The following is a 20,259-nucleotide window of genomic DNA, read 5'->3' as shown; positions in this document are numbered from 1 at the left end:
GGCTCCGACATTGGATATTCTCTGCGAAATTTTCCGGCACCGACCACTTCACGCGAGTATCAGCGCCTTTCGCGTCGGCGGGTTACCGCGTAGCCACCGTGAGCGCATCTCCCATCCCCGGTGAAGGAGTTCTCCGTTCGCACCCGAGGAAAGACCCCCGCCCGGAAATGCCGGGCGGGGGTCTTGTGCGGTTGGTTCGGCCGTCAGCGTCGGCCGGCCGCGGGATTAGCGGGCCGAAGCCGTCTGTGCCGACTGATCCATAGCGGCCCAGGCGGCGTAGCTGCCGTCGAGTTCGACGACGTCGTACCCGGCCCGGCGCAGCGCGCTGGCGGCTACGGAGTTCCGCACGCCCGACTGGCAGTAGGACACGATGGTGCCGGCGGTGGGCAGTTCATCCAGGTGCCACATGACGCGGCCGCCGCTGAGCTGGTACGAGCCCGGAACGTGCCCCGCCTTGTGCTCGGTCTTGTTGCGGACATCCAGGACCATGGCGGCGTCGAAGCCCTCGAGTTCCTCGGGCTGGATCAGCTTCGGCGTGAAGGTGGGCAGCCCGTCGATGCCGGTCAGGTAGCCCGCCACGTTGTCGATGCCCACGCGGACCAGGTGGTCCCACATGTCCTGGGCCTGTTCCTGGTCCTTGGCCAGGAGCACCAGCGGGTTCTTATCCGTCTCGGGGTTGACCACCCAGGCGCCGTAGCTGGCAACGGACTTGCCGGCCGGAACGTTGAGGGACCGGACCACGGTGCCCCGGTGGACCTCGCCGTTGGAGCGGGTGTCGATGAAGGTCAGGGTGTCTTCTGCCAGGCTCCTTGCGACGTCGGCCGCGTCCAGTTCCTGCAGCGGCGCGCGTTCGCCCATGACGGCGGGGCCTTCGCGGTTTTCGCGCTTCATGCGGCCGAAGTAGGCGTGTGCGTCCGGCTGGCCGTCGAGCAGCTCGTCGATGAATCCCTGCTCGTCGTTGGCGGCGAGGTAAGGGCCCCACCAGGCGTAGAGCCGCTCGTAGCCCACCGTGGATGACGGGATGGCGCCCAGGGCCTTGCCGCAGGCGCTGCCGGCGCCGTGTCCCGGATAGACCTGGACGAAGTCGGGCAGGGTCAGGAACTTGTCGCGCAGGCTGGCGAACAGCTGCTTGGCACCCAGGAAGCGGGTGTCCACGCCGCCGACGGCTTCGTCCAGGAGGTCGGGGCGGCCGAGGTCGCCGGAGAAGACAAAGTCGCCCGAGAGCAGGTATCCGGCCTCGCTGCTGAATGCGCCGTCCGTGATCAGGAAGGACAGGTGTTCCGGGGTGTGCCCCGGAGTGTGGAGCGCCTGCACGGTGATGTTGCCGATGGTGATCTTGCTGCCGTCGAACAGGCGCTCACCGTCGAAACCGTACTGCCAGTCGGGGCCGCCTTCGCCGGAGACGTAGATCTTTGCCCCGGTGGCGGCCGCGAGTTCACGTGTGCCTGAGAGGTAGTCGGCGTGGATGTGGGTCTCGGTAACGGCCACAATCTTCATGCCGTTGGCTGCGGCGAGGGAGCGGTAGGTGTCGATGTCACGGCGGGCGTCGACAACAACTGCCTCGCCCTTCCGCTGGCAGCCAATGAAGTAGCTGGCCTGGGCGAGGTCTTCATCGTAGATGCGCTCGAGAAGCATGGGTTCTCCTTCGTAAAAGTTGGGGGGTGGGGGAGGGGAATTCTTGTTGATCTACTCAAAAGCATAATACCCCTGGGGGTATACCGCAAATGGTGTGGCGCTGTGGTTTTGAAACCGTCAGCCGGTGCTTCGGGCGCGCCATTTCGCCAGTTTCTCCAGTGCAGATCTCCAGCGTCCGGACGGAAGTTCGTCTGGCGCCGGTGGTGCATAGCTCACCGGGTGGCCTTCCCGGTACCACTCCGTGATGCCGCCCGCGATGTTGACCGCGTCGTGGCCCTGGGCAGTGAGGAGCGCAGTGGCCTTGCTGCTGCGCTTGCCTGAACCGCACAGGACGTAGAGCGTGCTGTTTGGCAGGTCCTGCTGCCGGAAGGGCAGTTCATCGAGGGGGATGTTCAGGCTGCCCGGGATATGGGCGACGGCATATTCATCCTGGCGCCGCACGTCCACCACCACCGAGCGGGGCCAGATTGCCGCCAGATCGCCGGGCGTAATACTGCGCATCGGCTTCTGTGGATATTCGTCAGGACTGATGCTGCGCTGCTTGCGCGCGCAGTTCCGTCATATCGAGGTTCTTGACGCCCTGGATGACCTGCTCCAGTCCGGCCGCATTGAGTGCGCCTGGCTGGGAGAAGACGAGGGTCTTGTCCCGGAAGGCCATCAGTGTGGGGATGGACGTGATGCCGGCAGCGGCCGCCAAGGCCTGCTCGGCTTCCGTGTCCACCTTGGCAAAAACGACATCCGGGTGCTTCTGGGACGCTGCGTCGTAGGTGGGGGCGAACATGCGGCAGGGGCCGCACCAGCCGGCCCAGAAGTCGATGAAGACAATGTCGTTGTCCTCAAGCGTCCGGGCAAGCGATTCTTCCGTGATGTCGATGGTTGCCATGCTGGATTCCTTAGGTGTGGCTTGTGGCTTGTGGCTTGTGGGTCAGGGGAGGGGCTGTGGCTGCGGATGAGGCGGGCCGGTTAGGCGGCGGGGAGTCCAGCGCGGCTCCACGCGATCATGCCGCCGGTCATTGTGTCGGCGCTGAATCCGGCGCCGTTGAGGGCATCTGCCACGCGGGCGCTTCTGTTGCCGCTGCGGCAGACGACGATGATGTGAACGGCGGGGTCCAGCTCGGACAAGCGGGCCTGCAGCTGCCCCATGGGGATGTGCATGGCGCCGGGGATCATGCCTTCGGCGACTTCGAAGTCTTCGCGGACGTCGAGGATTTGTGCGCTGGCGCGCCGCTGTTCAGTTTCGGTGACGGTGATTTCAGCCATGGCGGGTTCCTTTCCGGGGTGTGGGGTGGATGGTTAGCGGACGGGTTCGCCGGCCTGGCGCCAGGCCCCGATGCCGCCGCGGAGCGAATATGCCTCGAAGCCCTTGCTGGCCAGCAGGCGCGCAGCGGAGGCTGAGCGGACTCCCGACTGGCACATGGCGACGACGGGACGGCCCTTTTGCAGGCCCGTTACGTCGGCCTGCAGCTTGTCCAATGGCAGGTGCCTGGCCTGGGGTGCGTGGCCGCTTCGCCATTCCTGCGCGGAGCGCACGTCGATCAGCACCGCCCGCGATGCCAGGAGCTCCTTGGCCTCGGCCACCGAGACGGTTTTGTACGGTTTGCTGAAGGCCTTCTTCAGCGAGTCGATCAGGCCCATTGGGTTCTCCTTCTTGGGGGTTTTTTGCTGGCGGGCCGACGGATGCCGGTCAGGCTGTGACGGTGCTGGCCGTGACCCAGGCGGCCACAGCGAAGATGAGGACGGCGAACGAAATGCGCACGTGCCTGTCTTTGAGTAGACGGGCCAGGCGGGCAGCGCCGAGCGATCCGAGGATGGCCGGCACCGTGAAGGCAAGGACCGTGGACCACTCGATGGTGAAGCCGGCGGCGTGTGCTCCGAAGCCTGCGGCGGAGTTGATGACAATGATGGCCAGCGAGGAAGCGACGGCCTGCTTCATGCGCAGCCCCAGGAAGAGCGTGAGGGCCGGCGTGATGAGGAATCCGCCGCCAACTCCCAACAACCCGGTCAGGAAGCCGACCAGCAGCCCGACGCCGACGGCCTTGGGGGCGCAGGAGCGGAAGGCCCGCGCTGGACCGGTGCTACAAGAGCCCTCCAGTTCTTTGGTGCGCATCAACATGCGGACGCCGGCAACCACCATGATGCCCGCGAATGCCAGCATCAGTACGTTCGGATCCAGCAGCCGACCCACGGCCGCGCCTCCCCAGGCGGCCGGGATGCCGGCCGCTCCGACCAGGAGGACAACGGGCCAGTTGATGCCTTCGCGGAACCTTGGCAGGAGTGCCGCCAGCGAGGAGAGGCCCACCACCAGCAGGGAGGTGGGGATGGCCTCCGCGGGGCTTAGGCCCACTCCGTACACCAGGGCAGGGACGGCGATGATCGAGCCGCCGCCCCCGACGACGCCGAGTACAACCCCGACGAGTAGCCCCAGGGCCAAAGCTGGAATCATGCCGCCTGCGCCCGGTCCTGATTTGCCTGCACCCCTGCCGATGGCAGCTGCAGGATGGCGGACTCACGGGTGGGTTCCTTGGCAGCCTTGTTCCATGGCATCGCCGAGAGGGCCTGGCCCATGGCGCAGGTGTTGGTTGCTGCGGAGAATGTCAGGCCCGTGCCGATGGCTCCTGCGAGCAGCCGGATTTTGGGCGAGACGAATTTTCCGCCGGCCAGGCCCAGCACTACCAGGGAGCCGGCCGCAAGGCGGACCTGGCGCTCCAGGTCCCAGCGGGCCTTGCCGCGGACAACGTTTCCGCCGGCAGCTGCGAAGCCCGGCACGCCGCCGGTCAGTACGTAGGCGGTGCCGATGCCGGCGCCGCCGAGGCGCTGCCGTGCCTGTTCGGCCCGCGCGCCGGACTGGCAGACAAGCACAACACGGCTTCCCAGCCGGGTGGCCAGTTCGTCGGTGTGCTCAGAAAGCAGTGGGAGCGGAACGTTGTACGAACCGCGGATGTGCAGGGATTCGAATTCTGCGGCCGATCGTACGTCGATCACCACGAGGTCCTTGTGTTCCTGAAACCACGTCTGCAGCGTTTCCGGATCAAGGGCGGTGACCGCGGGGGCCGGTGAAGCGGAGGCGGATGCCGAAGCGGAGGGGCGTGTCATGGATGTCCTTTCAAGACGGATCAGGCAAAAGCTGAATACCCCACCGAGTATTACAGATACCCCCAGGGGTAGTCAAAACACCCCGGGGGGTATATCCTGAAGTGCATACATCCCTTATCCGGAGGCACCATGGAACTCGATTCAACCGACCTCGCGCCGGTCATCAACCGGCTCAAGAGGGCCCAAGGGCAACTGGCCGCAGTAACCCGAATGCTTGAAGAAGGCCGCGAGTGCAAAGACGTCGTGACCCAGCTGGCCGCGGTGTCAAAGGCACTGGACCGTGCGGGATTCGCCATCATTGCCAGCGGGCTTGAGCAATGCCTTGTCCGCAAGGATGCGAGCATGGACACGAAAGAGCTGGAGAAGCTCTTCCTCTCCCTCGCCTGAGCCGCAGCCAAGCCGCAAAACCACCGACAAGAACACCCAACCGTTCGGGCCTGCCGGCCACGTCCAAGGAGACAATATGACCTATGCCCACACTGTGACCGTCCCGCTGTCCTGGAGCGACGCCGTCGAACAGACGCGGGAGGCGCTCGCCGCACAGGGGTTCGGCATCCTTTCGGAGATCAACGTCCGCGCGACCTTTGAGGCCAAGCTTGGTGCCGAAGCCGCGGAAGCACTCGGCGACTACGTCATTCTGGGTGCCTGCAACCCTGCCCTGGCCAGCCGTGCGCTTGCTGCCGAGCCGGACCTCGGCGCATTGCTGCCCTGCAACGTCGTGGTGCGCCGCGGCCGGGACGCGGACATGACAACCATCCAGGCCATTGATCCGCAGACCATGGTGCAGCTCAGCGGCAGTCCCGCCGTTGCGGAAGTGGCCAACGACGCCGACGCCCGGCTGCGCGCCGCGCTGGAAGTGCTGGCGTCGGTAAAGAGCCCCGGCTGAGCAGTTCCCGGCACGGACTCTGGTTATTTTCGTCACGGTTTCTGCGTCCTGCCGGAATCCTGGTTTGGCTGGCCCCATACTGAGATTGACGCGGTGAAGTCCGGCGCCAAACCAGTCAGGAGGAAGAGCATTGAACACTGTGATGACCGTAGTGACGAACGAGTATTTCCCTGCTGCAGCGGTGCTCTTCGGAGTCGTTCTTTTTTGGACAGTGGCCTTCTTCGGCGGACTCTCCCTCCTCAGTACCAGCCAGCCGCCCATTGCAACCCTCACGTGGCTGCTCTTCGTCTACACCGCAGCGGTTCTTTCGCCCTTGGCAGGACTCCTGGCCATGGTGGACCTCGTCCGCCGCTGGTGGCGCAACCGCTCCGCACGCGCCGCAGGCCGCGTGGCCGGAACCCCGTCTGCATAGCGCAACCGGGGGAAAACGGGTAGCGTCCACTCGCACGCAGCGGGGCGTAATCTCCTAAAATTGTTATGGGGCCGGCGGCGAAAAGCCCGCTGAGACCCGGGCTGTCCCCAGTCGCCGTCGGCCCTTCCGAACGGCGTGGTTACGCTGTGGGGCGGGATGCCCGGCGCCGGTTTCGTGCGTCACCGGATGCCTGCCTGCCGTAAATGCAGACCACGCTTTCGGAACCCAAGGAACAGACCCATGACCCCCGGCAACACCTCCCCGAAACACCGGCCCGGCACGAAGAGCGCCATAACCTTGGGCCTGCGGCAAAATCTTGCGCAGTTCATGATCCTGGTGGCGGTCAACGCCCTGGTGGGCGGGACGCTGGGCCAGGAGAGGACCGTCCTGCCCCTCCTGGCCGGTGAGGTCTTCAAGCTGGACCTGTACACCAGCGCATTGACGTACATCCTGGCGTTCGGGGTGGCCAAGGCGGGCACCAACTACTTCGCCGGAACCCTGTCGGACCGTTACGGGCGCAAGCCGGTCCTGGTGGCGGGGTGGCTGGTTGCGCTGCCCGTCCCGCTGATGCTGATCTTCGGGCCGTCATGGGGGTGGATCGTCGCGGCCAACGTCGTCCTCGGCATCAGCCAGGGGCTGACCTGGTCCACCACGGTGATGATGAAGATGGACCTCGTGGGTCCGTCACGCAGGGGCCTGGCCATGGGCCTCAATGAGGCGGCCGGCTACCTCGGCGTCGCCGGGACCGCCCTGGCCACCGGCTACATCGCCTCCACCTACGGGTTGCGCCCCGGCCCGTTCCTGCTAGGTGCTGCGTTCATCGCCGTCGGCCTGGGGCTTTCCGTGCTCACCGTACGGGAAACGCACCACCACGCCCGGGCTGAGGCCGCCAACCATGTTGCGGTCCACGAGGGGGCGCACGGACAGCTAAGCAACCGCGAGGTGTTCACCCTGACGAGCTTCCGAGACAAGTCGCTGTCTTCCGTGAGCCAGGCGGGCATGGTGAACAACCTGAACGACGGCCTTGCCTGGGGGCTGTTCCCTGTCCTCTTTGCGGCCGCCGGACTAACGATCGAACGCATCGGCATCCTCGCGGCGGTGTACCCGGCCGTGTGGGGCGCCGGCCAGCTGGTGACCGGCGCGCTGTCGGACCGGATCGGGCGTAAGCCGCTGATCGTGGGAGGCATGCTGGTGCAGGCAATCGCGCTCGGCATGGTCGCCTTTGGTGCCGGCTTTGAAACCTGGCTGGCCGCGGCCGTTCTGCTGGGGGCGGGGACAGCCATGGTCTACCCGACGCTGCTGGCCGCCATCGGAGACGTGGCCCACCCTGAATGGCGGGCCAGGTCGGTGGGGATCTACCGGCTGTGGCGCGACGGCGGCTTTGCGGTGGGCGCCCTGCTGTCCGGAATCATCGCCGACGCCTACGGCATCCCCGCGGCGGTCGCCGTCGTTGCCGCCCTCACCGGAGTATCCGGTGTTGTGGTGGCAGTCCGGATGCGCGGCGCCGACCACAAGCCCTCATTCCGCTAGGCGGTTGCTTCCCGGCGCCACTCAGCTAGTCTATAAGTGCACGTTAGTGCACATATGCACTTGAGGAGTCCAGTGTTCGCGGTTCTTCGCAACGGAGTCTACGCCCGGTTGTTCTGTGCCCAGATCGTGGCGTTGGCGGGGACGGGCCTGTTGACCATCGCCCTCGGACTGCTGGCGTACGACCTTGGGGGCAGGAACTCCGGGGCCGTCCTTGGTATGGCGCTAACCATCAAGATGCTGGCCTACGTGGGACTGGCCCCGGTGATCACCGCGCTGGTGGCCCGCTTGCCCAGGAAGCCCGTTCTGATCGCCGCCGACCTGGTACGGGCGGCCATGGCCCTGTGCCTGCCGTTCATCACGGAAACGTGGCAGATCTACGTGGTGATCTTCCTGCTCCAGTCCGCGTCCGCAACTTTTACGCCGGCTTTCCAGTCGCTGATACCAATCATCCTGAAGGATCCCCGGGACTACACGTATGCACTTTCGCTGTCCCGGCTCGCCTACGACATGGAAGCCTTGGTCAGCCCGGCCGCCGCCGCTCTGCTGCTGACCGTTATGAGCTACAGCAATCTGTTCCTCGGTACGGTTGCAGGCTTCGTGGCCTCGGCGACCCTCGTCGCCATGACGGCCGTTCCCCGGATCACTGCGCCCGGGGGTCCCCAGCCTTCCTTGTGGCACCGGACCACGCTGGGAACGCGGATCTTTTGGCGCGACCGGCGGCTGAGATCCCTTCTGGCGCTGAACCTGGCAGTGTCCGCACCGACCGCCCTGGTGCTGGTCAATACGGTGGTCTATGTCCGGGACGGCCTGCACCGTCCCGCATCCGATCTCGCGGTCGCCCTTGCCTGCTTCGGTGCCGGCTCCATGGCCGTCGCCCTGGCCGCCCCGCGGCTCCTTGACCGCTTCGGAGACCGCGCTGTCATGATGACCGGCGCCTCCCTGATCCCGCCGTCCCTCGCCGGTGCCGCCGCGGTGATGTTCCTGGCGTCTCCGGAGACGGGATGGTGGCCGTTGCTGGCGCTGTGGCTCCTGCTGGGAGCTGCCACTTCCGCCGTTATTACGCCGTGCTCCCGGTTGCTTCGGGAGGCCTCCACCGCGAGCACCCTTCCTTACGTCTTCACGGCTCAGTTCTCGCTCTCCCACGCCTGCTACATCCTGAGCTACCCGCTGGCAGGCTGGATCGGCGCCGCCGCGGGCCTTGGCTGGGCTGCAGTGGCGCTGACAATCCTTGCGATACTTGGCAGTGCAGGAGCCTTCCTGTTCTGGCCCGGGAAGACTCCTCTAGGACCAGACCCAGCCGCCATCAAGGAGCAGACCGTTGAGCAGCCAGCCGAGCAGTCCGTTCAGCGCCGGAACGGATGAGCCCTCGCTCGTCCACCCGGTCACCCCCGGCCCGGAGTTGCTTGAAAATGCCGCCGCCACGCTGCGGATGCTGGCCGAGCCCACCCGCCTGCATCTGCTGTGGCAGCTTTCGCAGGGCCCCAAGAGCGTCACTGAACTCACTGAGGCGGCGGCCGTCCCGCGGACCGTAGTCAGCCAGCATCTGGCCAAGCTGCGGCTCAGCGGAATGGTGGACGGGAGGAAGGACGGCCGTCACGTCATCTACTCGCTCCACGACGGCCACCTCGTCCGGTTGATCCGGGAGACCATCAACCACGCGGACCATCGAACCACGGGAGAACCGTTCCACGACTGACCCCGCTGCGGTATTCTGGCTTCGGGTTATGCAGGCAGCCTCCGGATTCTTCGTTGAGGATGTCCCATGCGCCGCAAACTACACGCAGACAGAGGCCGCCATGCCGGCATCGCCGAACGGCGTGTCATCAAGGCGTACGCCTCCTTGTCCGCTGTCCCCACGGGTGAGCTCGAAGCGCTGGCCGGCCTCCTGAAGAACAGCGGAAACACCCCGGGCCCGAGTCACGCCGGCCTGGTGGGGCCGGTGGTCATGGCAGAGCTGGCGCGCCGGAACCAGACCGAACGCGAAGGGAATACCCGCCCGGACGGCCCGGCCCGGTAGGCCTGGACAGGCCGGCCCACTAGGCCCAGGACCTCACTCGGGCAGTCCGGCGCCCCACAGTGCTTTGCGGAGCAGTGCCTTGAGCTGGGCCGATTCCTCCGCGGGCAGCCCGTCCAGAACTTCCGCTTCAGCCCTTCGCGCAGCCTCGCCGGCCTGCTCGAGAAGCCGTCCTCCCTTGGCGGTGGCCGTAACGGTCTTTGCCCGGCGGTCCTGCTTCCCGGGCGCCCTCGCCACCAGGCCACGCTTCTCCAGCTCATCCACCAGGGCCACGATCTGGCTGGGGTCCAGGCTGAGGAAGTCGGCCATTTCGCGTTGCGTCGGCTCCAGTCCGCTGTTTGCCAGGATCAGGACGGAGTAGGAGCGCTCCTTGAGGTCGAATTCGGCCAGCGCCCTGTTATTCACAACGGACCCTGCGGCATGCAGCTTGGCCAGCAGGAATCCGAGGTCCTGGCTGATGGACGCGGCGACCAGCTTGTGGGCCTGTTCGGTGCGCTGACCGCCCTGTGTCTCGATCGTCATGCCCAACTCCAATAATCCTCAAAATAAATCGTTGACATTTTCAACTATCCATAATTTCATGGATATAGAACAGCATCCCACGCCGATGGCGGGAATGCACAAGGTCAGCTAGCAAAGGAGCAGCCATGAGCCTGTCAGGCAAAGTAGCAATCGTCACCGGGAGCGGCCGGGGCCTGGGCCTGGCCTACGCCCGGGAGCTCGCCCGGCAGGGCGCCGCCGTCGTCATCAATGACGTGGACGCCGAGGTGGCTGCGGAAGCGGTCCGGACCATCGAGGCCGACGGCGGGAAGGCCGCCGCCGTCGTTGCTCCCGTCGGCAGCTCGGAAGTGGCCAGGCAGCTGGTGCAGGCGGCCATCACGGAGTTCGGCCGCCTCGACATCCTGGTCACCAACGCGGGCATCCTGCGGGACAAGAGCCTGCTGAAGATGACCGACGAGGATTTCGACGCCGTCATCAACGTCCACCTCCGCGGCACCTTTACGTGCGTCCGGGAAGCGTTCGCCTACTTCAAGGAGAACGGTATTGCCGGCCGGATCATCACCATCGGATCGCCCACCGGGCAGCGGGGGAACTTCGGCCAGACCAACTACGCCGCCGCCAAGGCAGGCATCGTGGGCATGGTCCGCACCTGGGCCCTGGAAATGAAGAAGGCCGGGGTAACAGCCAACGCCGTCATCCCGGTGGCGGCCACAGCCATGACCAAGACCGTCCCCTACTTCCAGAAGGCAGTGGAAGCGGACGAGCGCGGGGAGGCCATGCCGGCTTTCTTCCGCCACGAACTCGGGTTTGGAACGGCCGACGACGTCTCCGGGCTGGTAGCCTTCCTCGCCTCCGATGAGGCGGCCGGCATCACCGGCCAGGCCATCGGCGCCGGCGGCGACCGGCTTCAGCTCTGGACCCACCCCGAGGCCGCGGCCACCGAATACCGTGAGGGCGGCTGGCGCTACGAGGACCTCGTGGAGAACTTTGGCCCGCTCTTCGGCGGCAAGCTGCAGGGGGTGGGCGAGGAATTCCTCCCGCTGCCCGAGGACCTGAAGCCGGAGGCACGGCCTGCCGCAGCTCCCGTGAAGGTGGGCTAGCCATGGCTGCCACCCGCTACGAGCTCGGCATCGACGCCGCGAAGCTCGACGCGATCGACATGCACGTCCACCTCGAAGTGGACGGCCACGGCCACGAGTCACTCCCGCCTGCGCTCACCGAAGCCTCGGCCAAGTACTTCAAGTCCGAGGACCGCACCCCGTCGCTGGACCGCATCGCCGAGGTGTACCGGGAACTGAACATGGCCGCCGTCGTATTCACTGTGGACGCAAGGACCCAGCTCAAGCACGAACCCAACAGCATTGAGGACCTGATCGCCGGCGCCGCCCGGAACAACGACGTGCTGATCCCTTTCGGCAGCGTGGATCCCCGCACCGGCACCGACGCGATCCAGGGCGCGAAGCACCAGGCCATCGACCTCGGCGCCCGCGGCTTCAAGTTCCACCCCAGCCTGCAGGGCTTCGACCCCTCGAACGAGGAGTTCTATCCGCTGTGGGAGACGCTCCAGGAACTGGGCCTGCCAGCCATCTTCCACACCGGGCAGAACGGCATGGGCGCAGGCCTTCCCGGCGGGTACGGCATCAAACTGGGGTATTCCAACCCGCTCCTGCTGGACGCCGTCGCCGCGGACTTCCCGGAACTACAGATCATCATGGCGCACCCCTCCGTGCCGTGGCAGGACGAGGCAAACTCCATCGCCACGCACAAGGCCAACGTGTTCATCGACCTCTCCGGCTGGTCGCCCAAGTACTTCCCGGAGTCACTGGTCCGCATGTCCAACTCGGTCCTGCAGGACAAGGTCCTGTTCGGCACCGACTTCCCGCTCATCACGCCGCAGAAGTGGCTGAGCGCCTTCGCGGACCTGCCGCTCAAGGACGAGGTCCGGCCCAAGATCCTCCGGCACAATGCCGTGCGCCTGCTCGGACTGGGCGGCTGAGATGAGCCTCGATACCGATACAGGGACCGTGGCGGCTGCCCGCCTCTACGGCGCCTGCGACTACTACGACGCCGAGTCCCTCCTCACGGAGGACGAGCGCCGCGTGCTGGGACGGCTGCGGAACTTCCTGGACCGGGAAGCGCAGCCCCTGCTGGCCGACTACTGGGAACGCGGGGAGTTCCCCACCCAACTGGCACAGCCGCTGATCGATCTGGACCTGATGGAACCGGCGGAACTCACGGGCGCAAAAAGCAGCCCTGCCCGGGGCATCTACCAGGGATTCCGGATCTTCGAACTCGCCCGAACGGACGCCTCGCTGGCCACCTGGTACACGTCCCAGGCCGGACTCTTCCGCACCGCCATCCGGGTGGGCGCCTCGCCGGAGCAGCAGGCCGAGTGGATGCCGAAGGTCATCGACTTCTCCCTCAAGGGCGTCTTTTCCCTCACGGAACCGGACTCCGGTTCCGACATCGCCGGCGGGCTGTCCACCACAGCCCGCAGGGAAAGGGATTCGTGGGTCCTGGACGGCGCCAAGCGCTGGATCGGCGGCGCAGTCAGTGCCGACGTGCTGGCGGTCTTCGCCCGGGACCAGGCAGACGGGCAGGTCAAGGCCTTCCTGGTTGACCGCGAAGCGGACGGCGTGACGCTGGAAAAGATCCACGGCAAGACTGCGCTGCGGATGATGCAGAACGCGCACATCACGCTCGACGGCGTCCGCGTGCCGGAATCCAGGCGGCTGCACAACGTGAACTCCTTCAAGGATGTGGCCGCGATGCTCCGGGCCATGCGTTCGGACGTTGCCTGGATTGCCACCGGGATCCAGGCCGGGGCGTTCGAAGCCGCCCTCCGCTACGTCACCGAACGCACGCAGTTCGGCCGCCGGCTGGGCTCCTTCCAGCTGGTCCAGGAAAAACTCGCCCGGATGCTCGGCAACGTCACGTCCTCCCTGTCCCTCGTGGTCCGGCTCACCGAACAGCAGGCACGCGGAATCTACCGCGACCAGGACTCCGCGCTGGCCAAGATGCAGACGTCCCTGCTGATGCGCGAGACCGTCGCCTTGGCCCGCGAAGTAGTGGGCGGCAACGGAATCACGCTCGAAACGGATGTGGCCAGGTTCCACGCCGACGCCGAAGCCGTTTACTCCTACGAAGGCACGCACGACATCAACGCCCTCATCATCGGCCGCGCCCTCACCGGCGAAAGCGCCTTCACCCGCTGACCGCGAGCGGCGCTCACTGAACGGCGCTCACTGAATCGAACAACACCCCAAGCCCGAAGGCGGCAGCACCGCACCGCCGTCGTACTTCCGCAACTCCAAAAACCGCCCCAGGAGGCAAAGATGCCCAATCTCGTCGTCGACTTCGACAAACTGCTCACGCTCGCCGGAACCGATCTCGGCGTGACCGAATACCGCGAAATCACGCAGGAACAAATCAACAAATTCGCCGACGCCACGGGCGATGACCAGTGGATCCACGTGGACCCGGAGCGCGCCAAGGACGGCCCGTTCGGCGCCCCGATCGCCCACGGGTTCCTCACGCTCTCACTGATCATTCCGTTTTGGGGCGAGCTGTTCGACGTCGACGGCGTCACCACCAAAGTGAACTACGGCCTGGACAAGGTCCGCTTCACCTCGCCGGTGAAGGTGGGCTCGCGGATCCGCATGCAGGCCACCATTGCCGAGGTCACCGAGGTCAAGGGCGGCGCCCAGATCAAGGTCGCCAACACGATCGAGATCGAAGGCCAGGAACGCCCCGCCGTCGTGGCCGAATTCCTGGCCCGCTTCTACAAGTAAGCCGCATTCCCTGTAACAAACCCCCTTTTTATCCCTCTGTCCTAAAGGAACAGCCATGTCTGGACTCACTCAGCTTCAAGCCATGGGTACGGCCGAACGCCGCAAGGAAGCGCGCACGGTCATCGCCTCCAGTTATCTGGGCAGCACCATCGAGTACTACGACTTCCTCCTCTACGCCACGGCCGCCGCCGTCGTCTTCCCGAAGGTCTTCTTCTCCGGGATGGACGAATGGGTAGGCGTGGTGGCGGCCTACGGCACCTTCGCCGCCGGGTACGTGGCGCGCCCCCTCGGCGGGGTCATCTTCGGCCACTTCGGCGACAAGCTGGGCCGCAAGGGAATGCTCATCGTCTCCATGCTGGTCATGGGCGTGGCCTCCACCCTGATCGGCCTGGTCCCGGGCGCCTCCGTGGCGGGGCCGTGGGGCGCCGTGATGCTGGTGATCCTCCGCGTCTTCCAGGGCATCGCCGTCGGCGGTGAATGGGGCGGCGCCGCGCTGATGGCGCTGGAACACTCGGAGTCCGGCAAGCGCGGCTTCGCGGCGTCGTTCGTGAACGCCGGGGCCCCGACGGGTGCCGTCCTGGGCACGTTCATCATGGGCGCGTTCTCCTCTCTGCCGAACGACCAGTTCCTTGCCTGGGGCTGGCGGGTGCCTTTCCTGCTTTCCTTCGTGCTGCTGGGCGTGGGCATGTTTGTCCGGCTGAAGGTCTCCGAGAGCCCCATCTTCAAGGCAGCCCTCGAACAGGAAAAGCGCGTGCAGGCCGAAGCGGCACGGGCGGAAGGCACAAACGGAGCCGGCGGCACCGTCCCGGCCCGCCGCGAAATTCCGCTCCTCCAGGTGCTCCGCCGGCCCAAGACCCTCATCTTCACCATGCTGGCCGGAGCCGCGGGGTTCGCCCTGCAGGTGGTGCTGGCAACGTTCGCGGTGACCTTCGCCGTCTCCAAGGGCGCAGACCGCCAGGGCGTGCTCTACGCCTACGCCGCGGCCTCCCTGGTCTCCATCGTGTTTGTGGTGTTGGGCGGAAGGCTCTCGGACAAGCTGGGCCGGCGGCCGGTGATGGTGGGCGGACTCGTGGTGTTCATCGCCTACCTCGTGCCGATGTTCCAGCTGCTGTCCTCCAACAACATCATGCTGATCTTCGTGGCATTCGCCGTGGGCCTGATGATCCACTCCATGCTGTTCGGGCCGCTCGCGGCTTTCGTTTCCGAACAGTTCGGCACAACGTCCCGCTATACGGGCGCCTCGCTGGGCTACCAGCTGGCAACGCTGCTCGGTGCGGGGTTCACGCCCGGCATCGTGGCGCAGATCTTCAAGGATTCCGGCCAGAACACCGGCTCTGTGGTCTGGTACCTGGCCATCATGTCCGTGGTGTCGATCGTCTTCATCCTGCTCACCCGGGAACCCAAGAACAACGATCTCCAGACTGTCCGGCTCTGATCCGGCCGCCAGGGACTACCGTCTAATTAGAAAGGATTTGCCGTGGAAAATTTTGGCATCGGCTCGTGGCTGCAACGGCGCCGCCCGAAGTCGGGCAACAAGGCAGCAATCATCGCCGGAGACCGGGAGGTCAGCTACGAGCAACTGGCGGAACGCTCGGCCCGGCTTGCCAACGCCCTCCGTGACCGCGGCGTGGCCCGCGGGGACCGGGTGGCCTACCTGGGGGAGAACGATCCGTCTTTCCTGGAGACACTCTTCGCCTGCGGCCTGGCCGGAGCCGTCTTCGTCCCCCTGAACACGCGGCTGGCCCCGCCGGAAATCCAGTACCAGCTCCGCGACTGCGGTGCGGTGCTGCTGGTGCACGCGGCGAGCCTCTCGGACCTGGCGGTCCGCGGCGCGGACGGGACGGCGGCGGGCCGGCGGATCGCAGTCGACGACGTGCCAGGAAAGCACGACGGCGGCGCTGCCGCTGCGCAGGGGCAGCAGCCGGCGGAACGCTACGAGGACGTGGTGGCGTCCGGCGCGGAGGCGGCACCGGACGAGCCGGTGGGCCTGGACGACGGCGCCATGATCCTCTACACCTCAGGCACCACCGGGCACCCCAAGGGCGCCCTGCTGACCCACGGGAACATCACCTGGAACTGCATCAACGTGATTGTCGATTTCGACTTCGCCTCCACCGACGTGGCCCTGATGATCTCCCCGATGTTCCATGTGGCGTCGCTGGACATGGGCGTCCTGCCCACGCTGCTCAAGGGCGGGACCGTGGTCCTGGAACCCCGTTTCGATCCGTTGCGGACGCTTCAGCTCATCGAACGGCACCGGGCCACCACCATCAGCGGGGTGCCCACCACCTACCAGATGCTCTGCGAACACCCCGCCTGGGAAACCACGGACCTGAGCTCCCTGAACAAGCTGACCTGCGGCGGGTCGGCGGTGCCGCTGCGCGTGCTGGACGCCTACGAGAAGCGCGGGCTGCGCTTTTCGAATGGCTACGGGATGACCGAGACGGCGCCGGGCGCCACCACGCTGCCGGCGGCACGGTCCCGGGACAAGGCCGGATCGTCCGGCCTGCCGCACTTCTTCACCGAGGTCCGGATAGCAGACCTCGCCGGACCTGAGGCGGAGCCGGCGGCGCCGGGCACAGTGGGGGAGATCCAGATCAAGGGCCCCAACGTCATCCACGAATACTGGAACCGGCCCGACGCGACGGCCGATTCCTACACCGCGGACGGCTGGTTCAAGTCTGGCGACATGGGCTACAAGGACGGCGACGGATTCGTGTTCATCTCGGACCGGCTCAAGGACATGATCATCTCCGGCGGCGAGAACATCTATCCGGCGGAAGTGGAGCAGGCCATCACCGAGCTGGAGGCCGTGGGCAGCGTCGCGGTGATCGGCGTGCCGGACGAGAAGTGGGGCGAAGTGCCCCGGGCCGTGGTGCTCCTGCGGGAGGGGGCGCAGCTGAGCGAAGAGCAGCTGCGGGCGCACCTGGACGGCCGGCTGGCCCGCTACAAGATCCCCAAGTCGGTGGTGTTCGTGGACGAGATGCCGCGGACGGCAAGCGGCAAGATCAGGAAGGCGGACCTGCGGAAGCTGACCCCCGCGAACGGTCAGTTGCAGTAGCGCGAACGTGCAGTAGCGAGAACGGGGCCGGGCGCGAACGGACAGTTGCGGCCCCGTCCCCGAACCGGGAATAATCTTCGTAGCTAGAGACTTGAGTCAATTGCACTCAACTTTACCTACGGAGGGTACATGCCAACGTTTTTTGGACCTGCCGGTACCGGCAGCGGTTCGTTTGACGAGTTCCTTGCGCGCTACCTGCAGGGCCAGCGCGCGGCCCGGTCCGGGCGCCCCACGGACATCACCCGGCTGCTGAGCCGCCGCACCCACGAAGTGCTCTCGCTCGCCGGCCAGTTCGCCGTGGACCTCGGACACGGCGATGTGGATGCCCTGCACATCCTGCGGACGATGGCCGGGGCGGAACCGGCCACCAGCTACGTGCGCCGCGCCGGGGCCGACCCCGCGGCAGTGGCCAAGGCGGCTGAAGAACGCCTGCCGGAGAAGTCCGGCCGGGCGGCGACAACCGCTCCTGCGCTGACACCGTCCGCGCAGCGCGCCCTGCTCGATGCCTACCAGGTGGCCCGGGCGTTCGGGTCAACCTACATCGACCCGGAGCACCTGTTCTTCGCGCTGGTGCTCAACCAGGACGCGCCCGCCGGGCAGGTTCTCGCCGCGGCCGGTATCACGCCGGAGTCCTTCCAGACCGGGGCACGCGAGGCGGCCGGCACCGAGCCGTCCGGAGCCGGCGCCCCGGAAGCTGCTGCATCCGCAGGCGCTCCCGGCGCCACTTCGGAAACTCCGACGCTGGACACCTACGGGACTGACCTGACGGCCCTGGCGCGCTCCGGCGGCCTTGACCCGGTCATCGGACGCTCCGACGAAACAGCCCAGACCATCGAGGTCCTTGCCCGGCGCACCAAGAACAACCCGGTGCTGATCGGCGAAGCGGGCGTGGGCAAGACGGCCATCGTCGAGGGCCTTGCCCAGGCCATTGCCGCCGACACGGTGCCCGAACAGCTCCGTAACAAGCGGGTCATTTCGCTCGATCTCCCGGCCATGCTCGCCGGGACCCGCTACCGGGGCGACTTCGAAGAGCGGCTGACCAAGGCGATGTACGAAGTCACCGCGAACCCGGGTCAGTTCATCCTGTTCATCGACGAGCTACACACCGTCATCGGTGCAGGCGGCGCGGGCGAAGGCGGCATGGACGCGGGCAACATCCTGAAACCGCGGCTTGCCCGCGGCGAACTCCACGTGGTGGGAGCCACCACCCTGAACGAATACCGCAAGGTGGAGAAGGACCCCGCGTTCGAACGCCGCTTCCAGCCCGTGCAGGTAGGGGAGCCTTCCATCGAAGATGCCGTGCAGATCCTTTCCGGGCTGCGCGAGCGGTATGAAGAACACCACGGTGTCCGCTACACCGACGAGGCTGTCAGGGCCGCCGTCGAACTGTCCGCCCGCTACGTGACGGACCGGTTCCTTCCCGACAAGGCGATCGACCTTATCGACCAGGCCGGTGCCAGGCTGAGCCTCAAGCTCGGGTCCCGACAGGACGCTGCCGGCCTCCGCGAGCGGCTGGACGCGCTCGAGGAATCGAAGAACGGCGCCATTGCCGCGGAGGACTTCGAAGCGGCCTCCCGGTTCCGGGACGAAGCGAAAGCCTTGAAGGAGAAGCTCGACGGCGGCGCGGCCAGCCGGGAAGCCGACGGCGGCGGGTCCGCCGTCGTGGATGAAGCGGAGATCGCCGAGATCATCTCCCGCGCTACCGGCATCCCGGCAAGCCGGATCACCGAGGGTGACCGGGAACGCCTTGCCAGGCTGGAAGAAGACCTGCACCAGCGGGTGGTGGGCCAGGAGGACGCCGTAAGCCTGATTGCGAAGTCCGTTCGCCGCAACCGCACGGGCATGGGTGCCGCAGGCAGGCCAATCGGCAGCTTCCTGTTCCTGGGCCCCACCGGTGTGGGCAAGACCGAACTCGCCAAAGCGCTGGCGGGCTCGCTCTTCGGCAGCGAGGACTCCATGATCCGCTTCGACATGAGCGAGTTCGGTGAACGGCATACCGTGAGCCGCCTGGTTGGTGCCCCTCCGGGCTACGTGGGCTACGACGAGGCCGGGCAGCTGACCGAGCGGGTACGGCGCAATCCGTACTCGATCGTGTTGCTCGACGAGGTCGAGAAGGCCCACCCGGACGTGTTCAACCTCCTCCTGCAGGTCCTCGACGACGGACGCCTGACGGACGGGCACGGGCGCACCGTGGACTTCCGCAACACGGTGGTCATCATGACTTCGAACCTGGGCTCGGAGTTCCTGGCAAGCAAGGCGGGACCCACCGGGTTCACCGCGGCGGGAGAGGGAGGCGCGTTCGGCTCGGAGAAGGCCCTGCGCGACCGCGTGCTGGCGCGGCTACGTGAATCGATGCGGCCGGAGTTCCTTAACCGCATCGACGAGATCGTCCTGTTCCGCAAGCTCGACCAGGCCCAGCTGCGCCAGATCGTGCGGCTGATGCTGAACGACACCGAAGCCCGCCTGCGCTCGCAGGGCATCGGCCTGGTGGTCAGCGAGGACGCGGTGGACTGGATTGCCGAGCGGGGCTACGAACCCGAATACGGTGCCCGGCCCATGCGGCGCGTGATCCAGCGCGAACTCGACGACCGGATCGCCGACCTGCTGGTGGGCTCAGGCCTCGCGGCCGGGGGACAGGTCACCGTCTCCACGGACGGGCCGGAGCTGGTGGTGGCTGCCGGCAGCGCGGAGGTTCCGCTGGCCGCCTAGTTAGTGGATCAGCGCCAGCATGACGCCCACGGCCACGAAGAGCACCCCGAACGTCCGGTTCAGGATCTTCTGCCCGTGGGCGTTGTGCGTGAAGCGCTGGAAGGACTTGGCTGCGGCGGCGAAAAAGAACCACATCACCAGAATGTCGATGACCACCACGGTGGCGGTGAGGACGAGATACTGGGGCAGCAGCGGCTGCTCGGGCCTGATGAACTGGGGCATGAAGGCCAGGAAGAAAACGACGGCCTTGGGGTTCAGCAGATTGACCCACAGGCCCCGGCGGAACATGGATGCTGCCGGTTCATTCCGGAGCTCGGCTGCCTTCTCCTGGTCCAGGTCCGGCTTGTGCAGGAACTGCCGGATGCCCAGGTAGACCAGGTAGGCCGCGCCGGCGTAGCGGATCACGTTGAATGCCACGGGCGAGCTGGCCACCAGGACACCCACGCCCAGGGCCACGATCAGCACGTGGATCACCAGTGCGGCCTGCTGGCCCAGGATTCCCCAGATTGACCGCCGGAAACCCGAATTAAGGGAGTTGCTCATGGTGTTGATGGCACCCGCTCCGGGGGTGAAGCTGATCAGGACGCCGGCGCCGGCCAGGGCCAGCCAAAGGGAGGGTTGCACCCC

At 66.5% G+C, this 20,259-nt stretch carries 23 protein-coding genes; 14 read left to right on the top strand and 9 right to left on the bottom strand.

Annotation, left to right across the window (positions count from 1 at the left end; all coding sequences use genetic code 11):
• Positions 1-225 precede the first annotated feature (225 nt).
• From ACSQ12_RS20095 to ACSQ12_RS20065, 7 genes are all read right to left on the bottom strand, one after another.
• On the bottom strand, positions 226-1,635 hold the full coding sequence (locus ACSQ12_RS20095; RefSeq protein WP_436066659.1) for an MBL fold metallo-hydrolase: 1,410 nt from the start codon (positions 1,633-1,635) through the stop codon (positions 226-228).
• Between the two features lie 117 nt (positions 1,636-1,752).
• Positions 1,753-2,136 (bottom strand): rhodanese-like domain-containing protein, encoded by a 384-nt coding sequence (locus tag ACSQ12_RS20090; RefSeq protein ID WP_436066658.1) that lies wholly within the window; start codon positions 2,134-2,136, stop codon positions 1,753-1,755.
• A gap of 19 nt (positions 2,137-2,155) precedes the next feature.
• The gene (locus ACSQ12_RS20085) at positions 2,156-2,518 is read right to left on the bottom strand and encodes a thioredoxin family protein (RefSeq protein WP_436066657.1); all 363 of its coding nucleotides are present in this window, start codon (positions 2,516-2,518) and stop codon (positions 2,156-2,158) included.
• 80 nt (positions 2,519-2,598) lie between these two features.
• Positions 2,599-2,895, bottom strand: coding sequence for a rhodanese-like domain-containing protein (locus tag ACSQ12_RS20080; RefSeq protein ID WP_436066656.1), 297 nt, complete (start codon positions 2,893-2,895; stop codon positions 2,599-2,601).
• Between the two features lie 33 nt (positions 2,896-2,928).
• Positions 2,929-3,270: a rhodanese-like domain-containing protein gene (locus ACSQ12_RS20075; RefSeq protein ID WP_436066655.1), complete on the bottom strand. Its 342-nt coding sequence runs from the start codon at positions 3,268-3,270 to the stop codon at positions 2,929-2,931.
• Between the two features lie 49 nt (positions 3,271-3,319).
• Complete coding sequence (locus tag ACSQ12_RS20070) at positions 3,320-4,078, bottom strand: sulfite exporter TauE/SafE family protein (protein WP_436066654.1); 759 nt, start codon at positions 4,076-4,078, stop codon at positions 3,320-3,322.
• Positions 4,075-4,728 (bottom strand): rhodanese-like domain-containing protein, encoded by a 654-nt coding sequence (locus ACSQ12_RS20065; protein WP_436066653.1) that lies wholly within the window; start codon positions 4,726-4,728, stop codon positions 4,075-4,077. The genes ACSQ12_RS20070 and ACSQ12_RS20065 overlap by 4 nt, the downstream gene beginning before the upstream one ends.
• 129 nt (positions 4,729-4,857) lie before the next feature.
• On the opposite strand from ACSQ12_RS20065, the gene ACSQ12_RS20060 reads away from it, so the two are divergent.
• The 7 genes from ACSQ12_RS20060 to ACSQ12_RS20030 all read left to right on the top strand — a co-directional run bounded on the left by ACSQ12_RS20060 (position 4,858) and on the right by ACSQ12_RS20030 (position 9,573).
• The gene (locus ACSQ12_RS20060; RefSeq protein ID WP_209742084.1) at positions 4,858-5,115 is read left to right on the top strand and encodes a metal-sensitive transcriptional regulator; all 258 of its coding nucleotides are present in this window, start codon (positions 4,858-4,860) and stop codon (positions 5,113-5,115) included.
• Positions 5,116-5,191: 76 nt separating this feature from the next.
• Positions 5,192-5,614, top strand: a complete 423-nt coding sequence (locus ACSQ12_RS20055; protein ID WP_436066652.1) for a DUF302 domain-containing protein — start codon at positions 5,192-5,194, stop codon at positions 5,612-5,614.
• A gap of 139 nt (positions 5,615-5,753) precedes the next feature.
• Positions 5,754-6,026 carry a hypothetical protein gene (locus ACSQ12_RS20050; protein ID WP_390248204.1) on the top strand — a complete coding sequence of 91 codons (273 nt, stop codon included), beginning with the start codon at positions 5,754-5,756 and terminating at the stop codon, positions 6,024-6,026.
• Between the two features lie 240 nt (positions 6,027-6,266).
• Positions 6,267-7,556, top strand: coding sequence for an MFS transporter (locus tag ACSQ12_RS20045; protein ID WP_436066651.1), 1,290 nt, complete (start codon positions 6,267-6,269; stop codon positions 7,554-7,556).
• Between the two features lie 72 nt (positions 7,557-7,628).
• Entirely contained in the window at positions 7,629-8,918 is a 1,290-nt protein-coding gene (locus ACSQ12_RS20040; RefSeq protein ID WP_436066650.1) for an MFS transporter, read from the top strand.
• Positions 8,875-9,252 carry an ArsR/SmtB family transcription factor gene (locus tag ACSQ12_RS20035; protein ID WP_436066649.1) on the top strand — a complete coding sequence of 126 codons (378 nt, stop codon included), beginning with the start codon at positions 8,875-8,877 and terminating at the stop codon, positions 9,250-9,252. Before ACSQ12_RS20040 ends, ACSQ12_RS20035 begins: the two co-directional genes overlap by 44 nt.
• 66 nt (positions 9,253-9,318) lie before the next feature.
• Entirely contained in the window at positions 9,319-9,573 is a 255-nt protein-coding gene (locus ACSQ12_RS20030; protein ID WP_436066648.1) for a hypothetical protein, read from the top strand.
• Between the two features lie 33 nt (positions 9,574-9,606).
• On the opposite strand, the gene ACSQ12_RS20025 is transcribed toward ACSQ12_RS20030, so the two are convergent.
• On the bottom strand, positions 9,607-10,092 hold the full coding sequence (locus ACSQ12_RS20025; RefSeq protein WP_436066647.1) for a MarR family winged helix-turn-helix transcriptional regulator: 486 nt from the start codon (positions 10,090-10,092) through the stop codon (positions 9,607-9,609).
• 125 nt (positions 10,093-10,217) lie between these two features.
• Here ACSQ12_RS20025 and ACSQ12_RS20020 point away from each other — a divergent pair, with 125 nt between their 5' ends.
• The 7 genes from ACSQ12_RS20020 (at position 10,218) to ACSQ12_RS19990 (ending at position 19,632) form a co-directional block, all read left to right on the top strand.
• On the top strand, positions 10,218-11,171 hold the full coding sequence (locus ACSQ12_RS20020; protein ID WP_436066646.1) for an SDR family NAD(P)-dependent oxidoreductase: 954 nt from the start codon (positions 10,218-10,220) through the stop codon (positions 11,169-11,171).
• 2 nt (positions 11,172-11,173) lie between these two features.
• Positions 11,174-12,067: an amidohydrolase family protein gene (locus ACSQ12_RS20015; protein WP_436066645.1), complete on the top strand. Its 894-nt coding sequence runs from the start codon at positions 11,174-11,176 to the stop codon at positions 12,065-12,067.
• Position 12,068: 1 nt separating this feature from the next.
• On the top strand, positions 12,069-13,286 hold the full coding sequence (locus tag ACSQ12_RS20010) for an acyl-CoA dehydrogenase family protein (protein ID WP_436066644.1): 1,218 nt from the start codon (positions 12,069-12,071) through the stop codon (positions 13,284-13,286).
• A 120-nt stretch (positions 13,287-13,406) separates the two neighbouring features.
• Positions 13,407-13,862 (top strand): MaoC family dehydratase, encoded by a 456-nt coding sequence (locus ACSQ12_RS20005; protein WP_209742095.1) that lies wholly within the window; start codon positions 13,407-13,409, stop codon positions 13,860-13,862.
• 55 nt (positions 13,863-13,917) lie between these two features.
• Positions 13,918-15,297: an MFS transporter gene (locus tag ACSQ12_RS20000; protein WP_436066643.1), complete on the top strand. Its 1,380-nt coding sequence runs from the start codon at positions 13,918-13,920 to the stop codon at positions 15,295-15,297.
• Positions 15,298-15,339: 42 nt separating this feature from the next.
• Positions 15,340-16,923: an acyl-CoA synthetase gene (locus tag ACSQ12_RS19995; protein ID WP_436066642.1), complete on the top strand. Its 1,584-nt coding sequence runs from the start codon at positions 15,340-15,342 to the stop codon at positions 16,921-16,923.
• Between the two features lie 129 nt (positions 16,924-17,052).
• Entirely contained in the window at positions 17,053-19,632 is a 2,580-nt protein-coding gene (locus ACSQ12_RS19990) for an ATP-dependent Clp protease ATP-binding subunit (RefSeq protein WP_436066641.1), read from the top strand.
• On the opposite strand, the gene ACSQ12_RS19985 is transcribed toward ACSQ12_RS19990, so the two are convergent.
• Positions 19,633-20,256, bottom strand: a complete 624-nt coding sequence (locus ACSQ12_RS19985; protein ID WP_209742099.1) for a LysE family transporter — start codon at positions 20,254-20,256, stop codon at positions 19,633-19,635.
• Positions 20,257-20,259: the final 3 nt, after the last annotated feature.

Origin of the sequence: Arthrobacter sp. LjRoot14 (genome assembly GCF_964253905.1) — a bacterium.
Taxonomy (GTDB): domain Bacteria; phylum Actinomycetota; class Actinomycetes; order Actinomycetales; family Micrococcaceae; genus Arthrobacter.
This window is presented reverse-complemented; position numbering and strand designations above follow the sequence as displayed.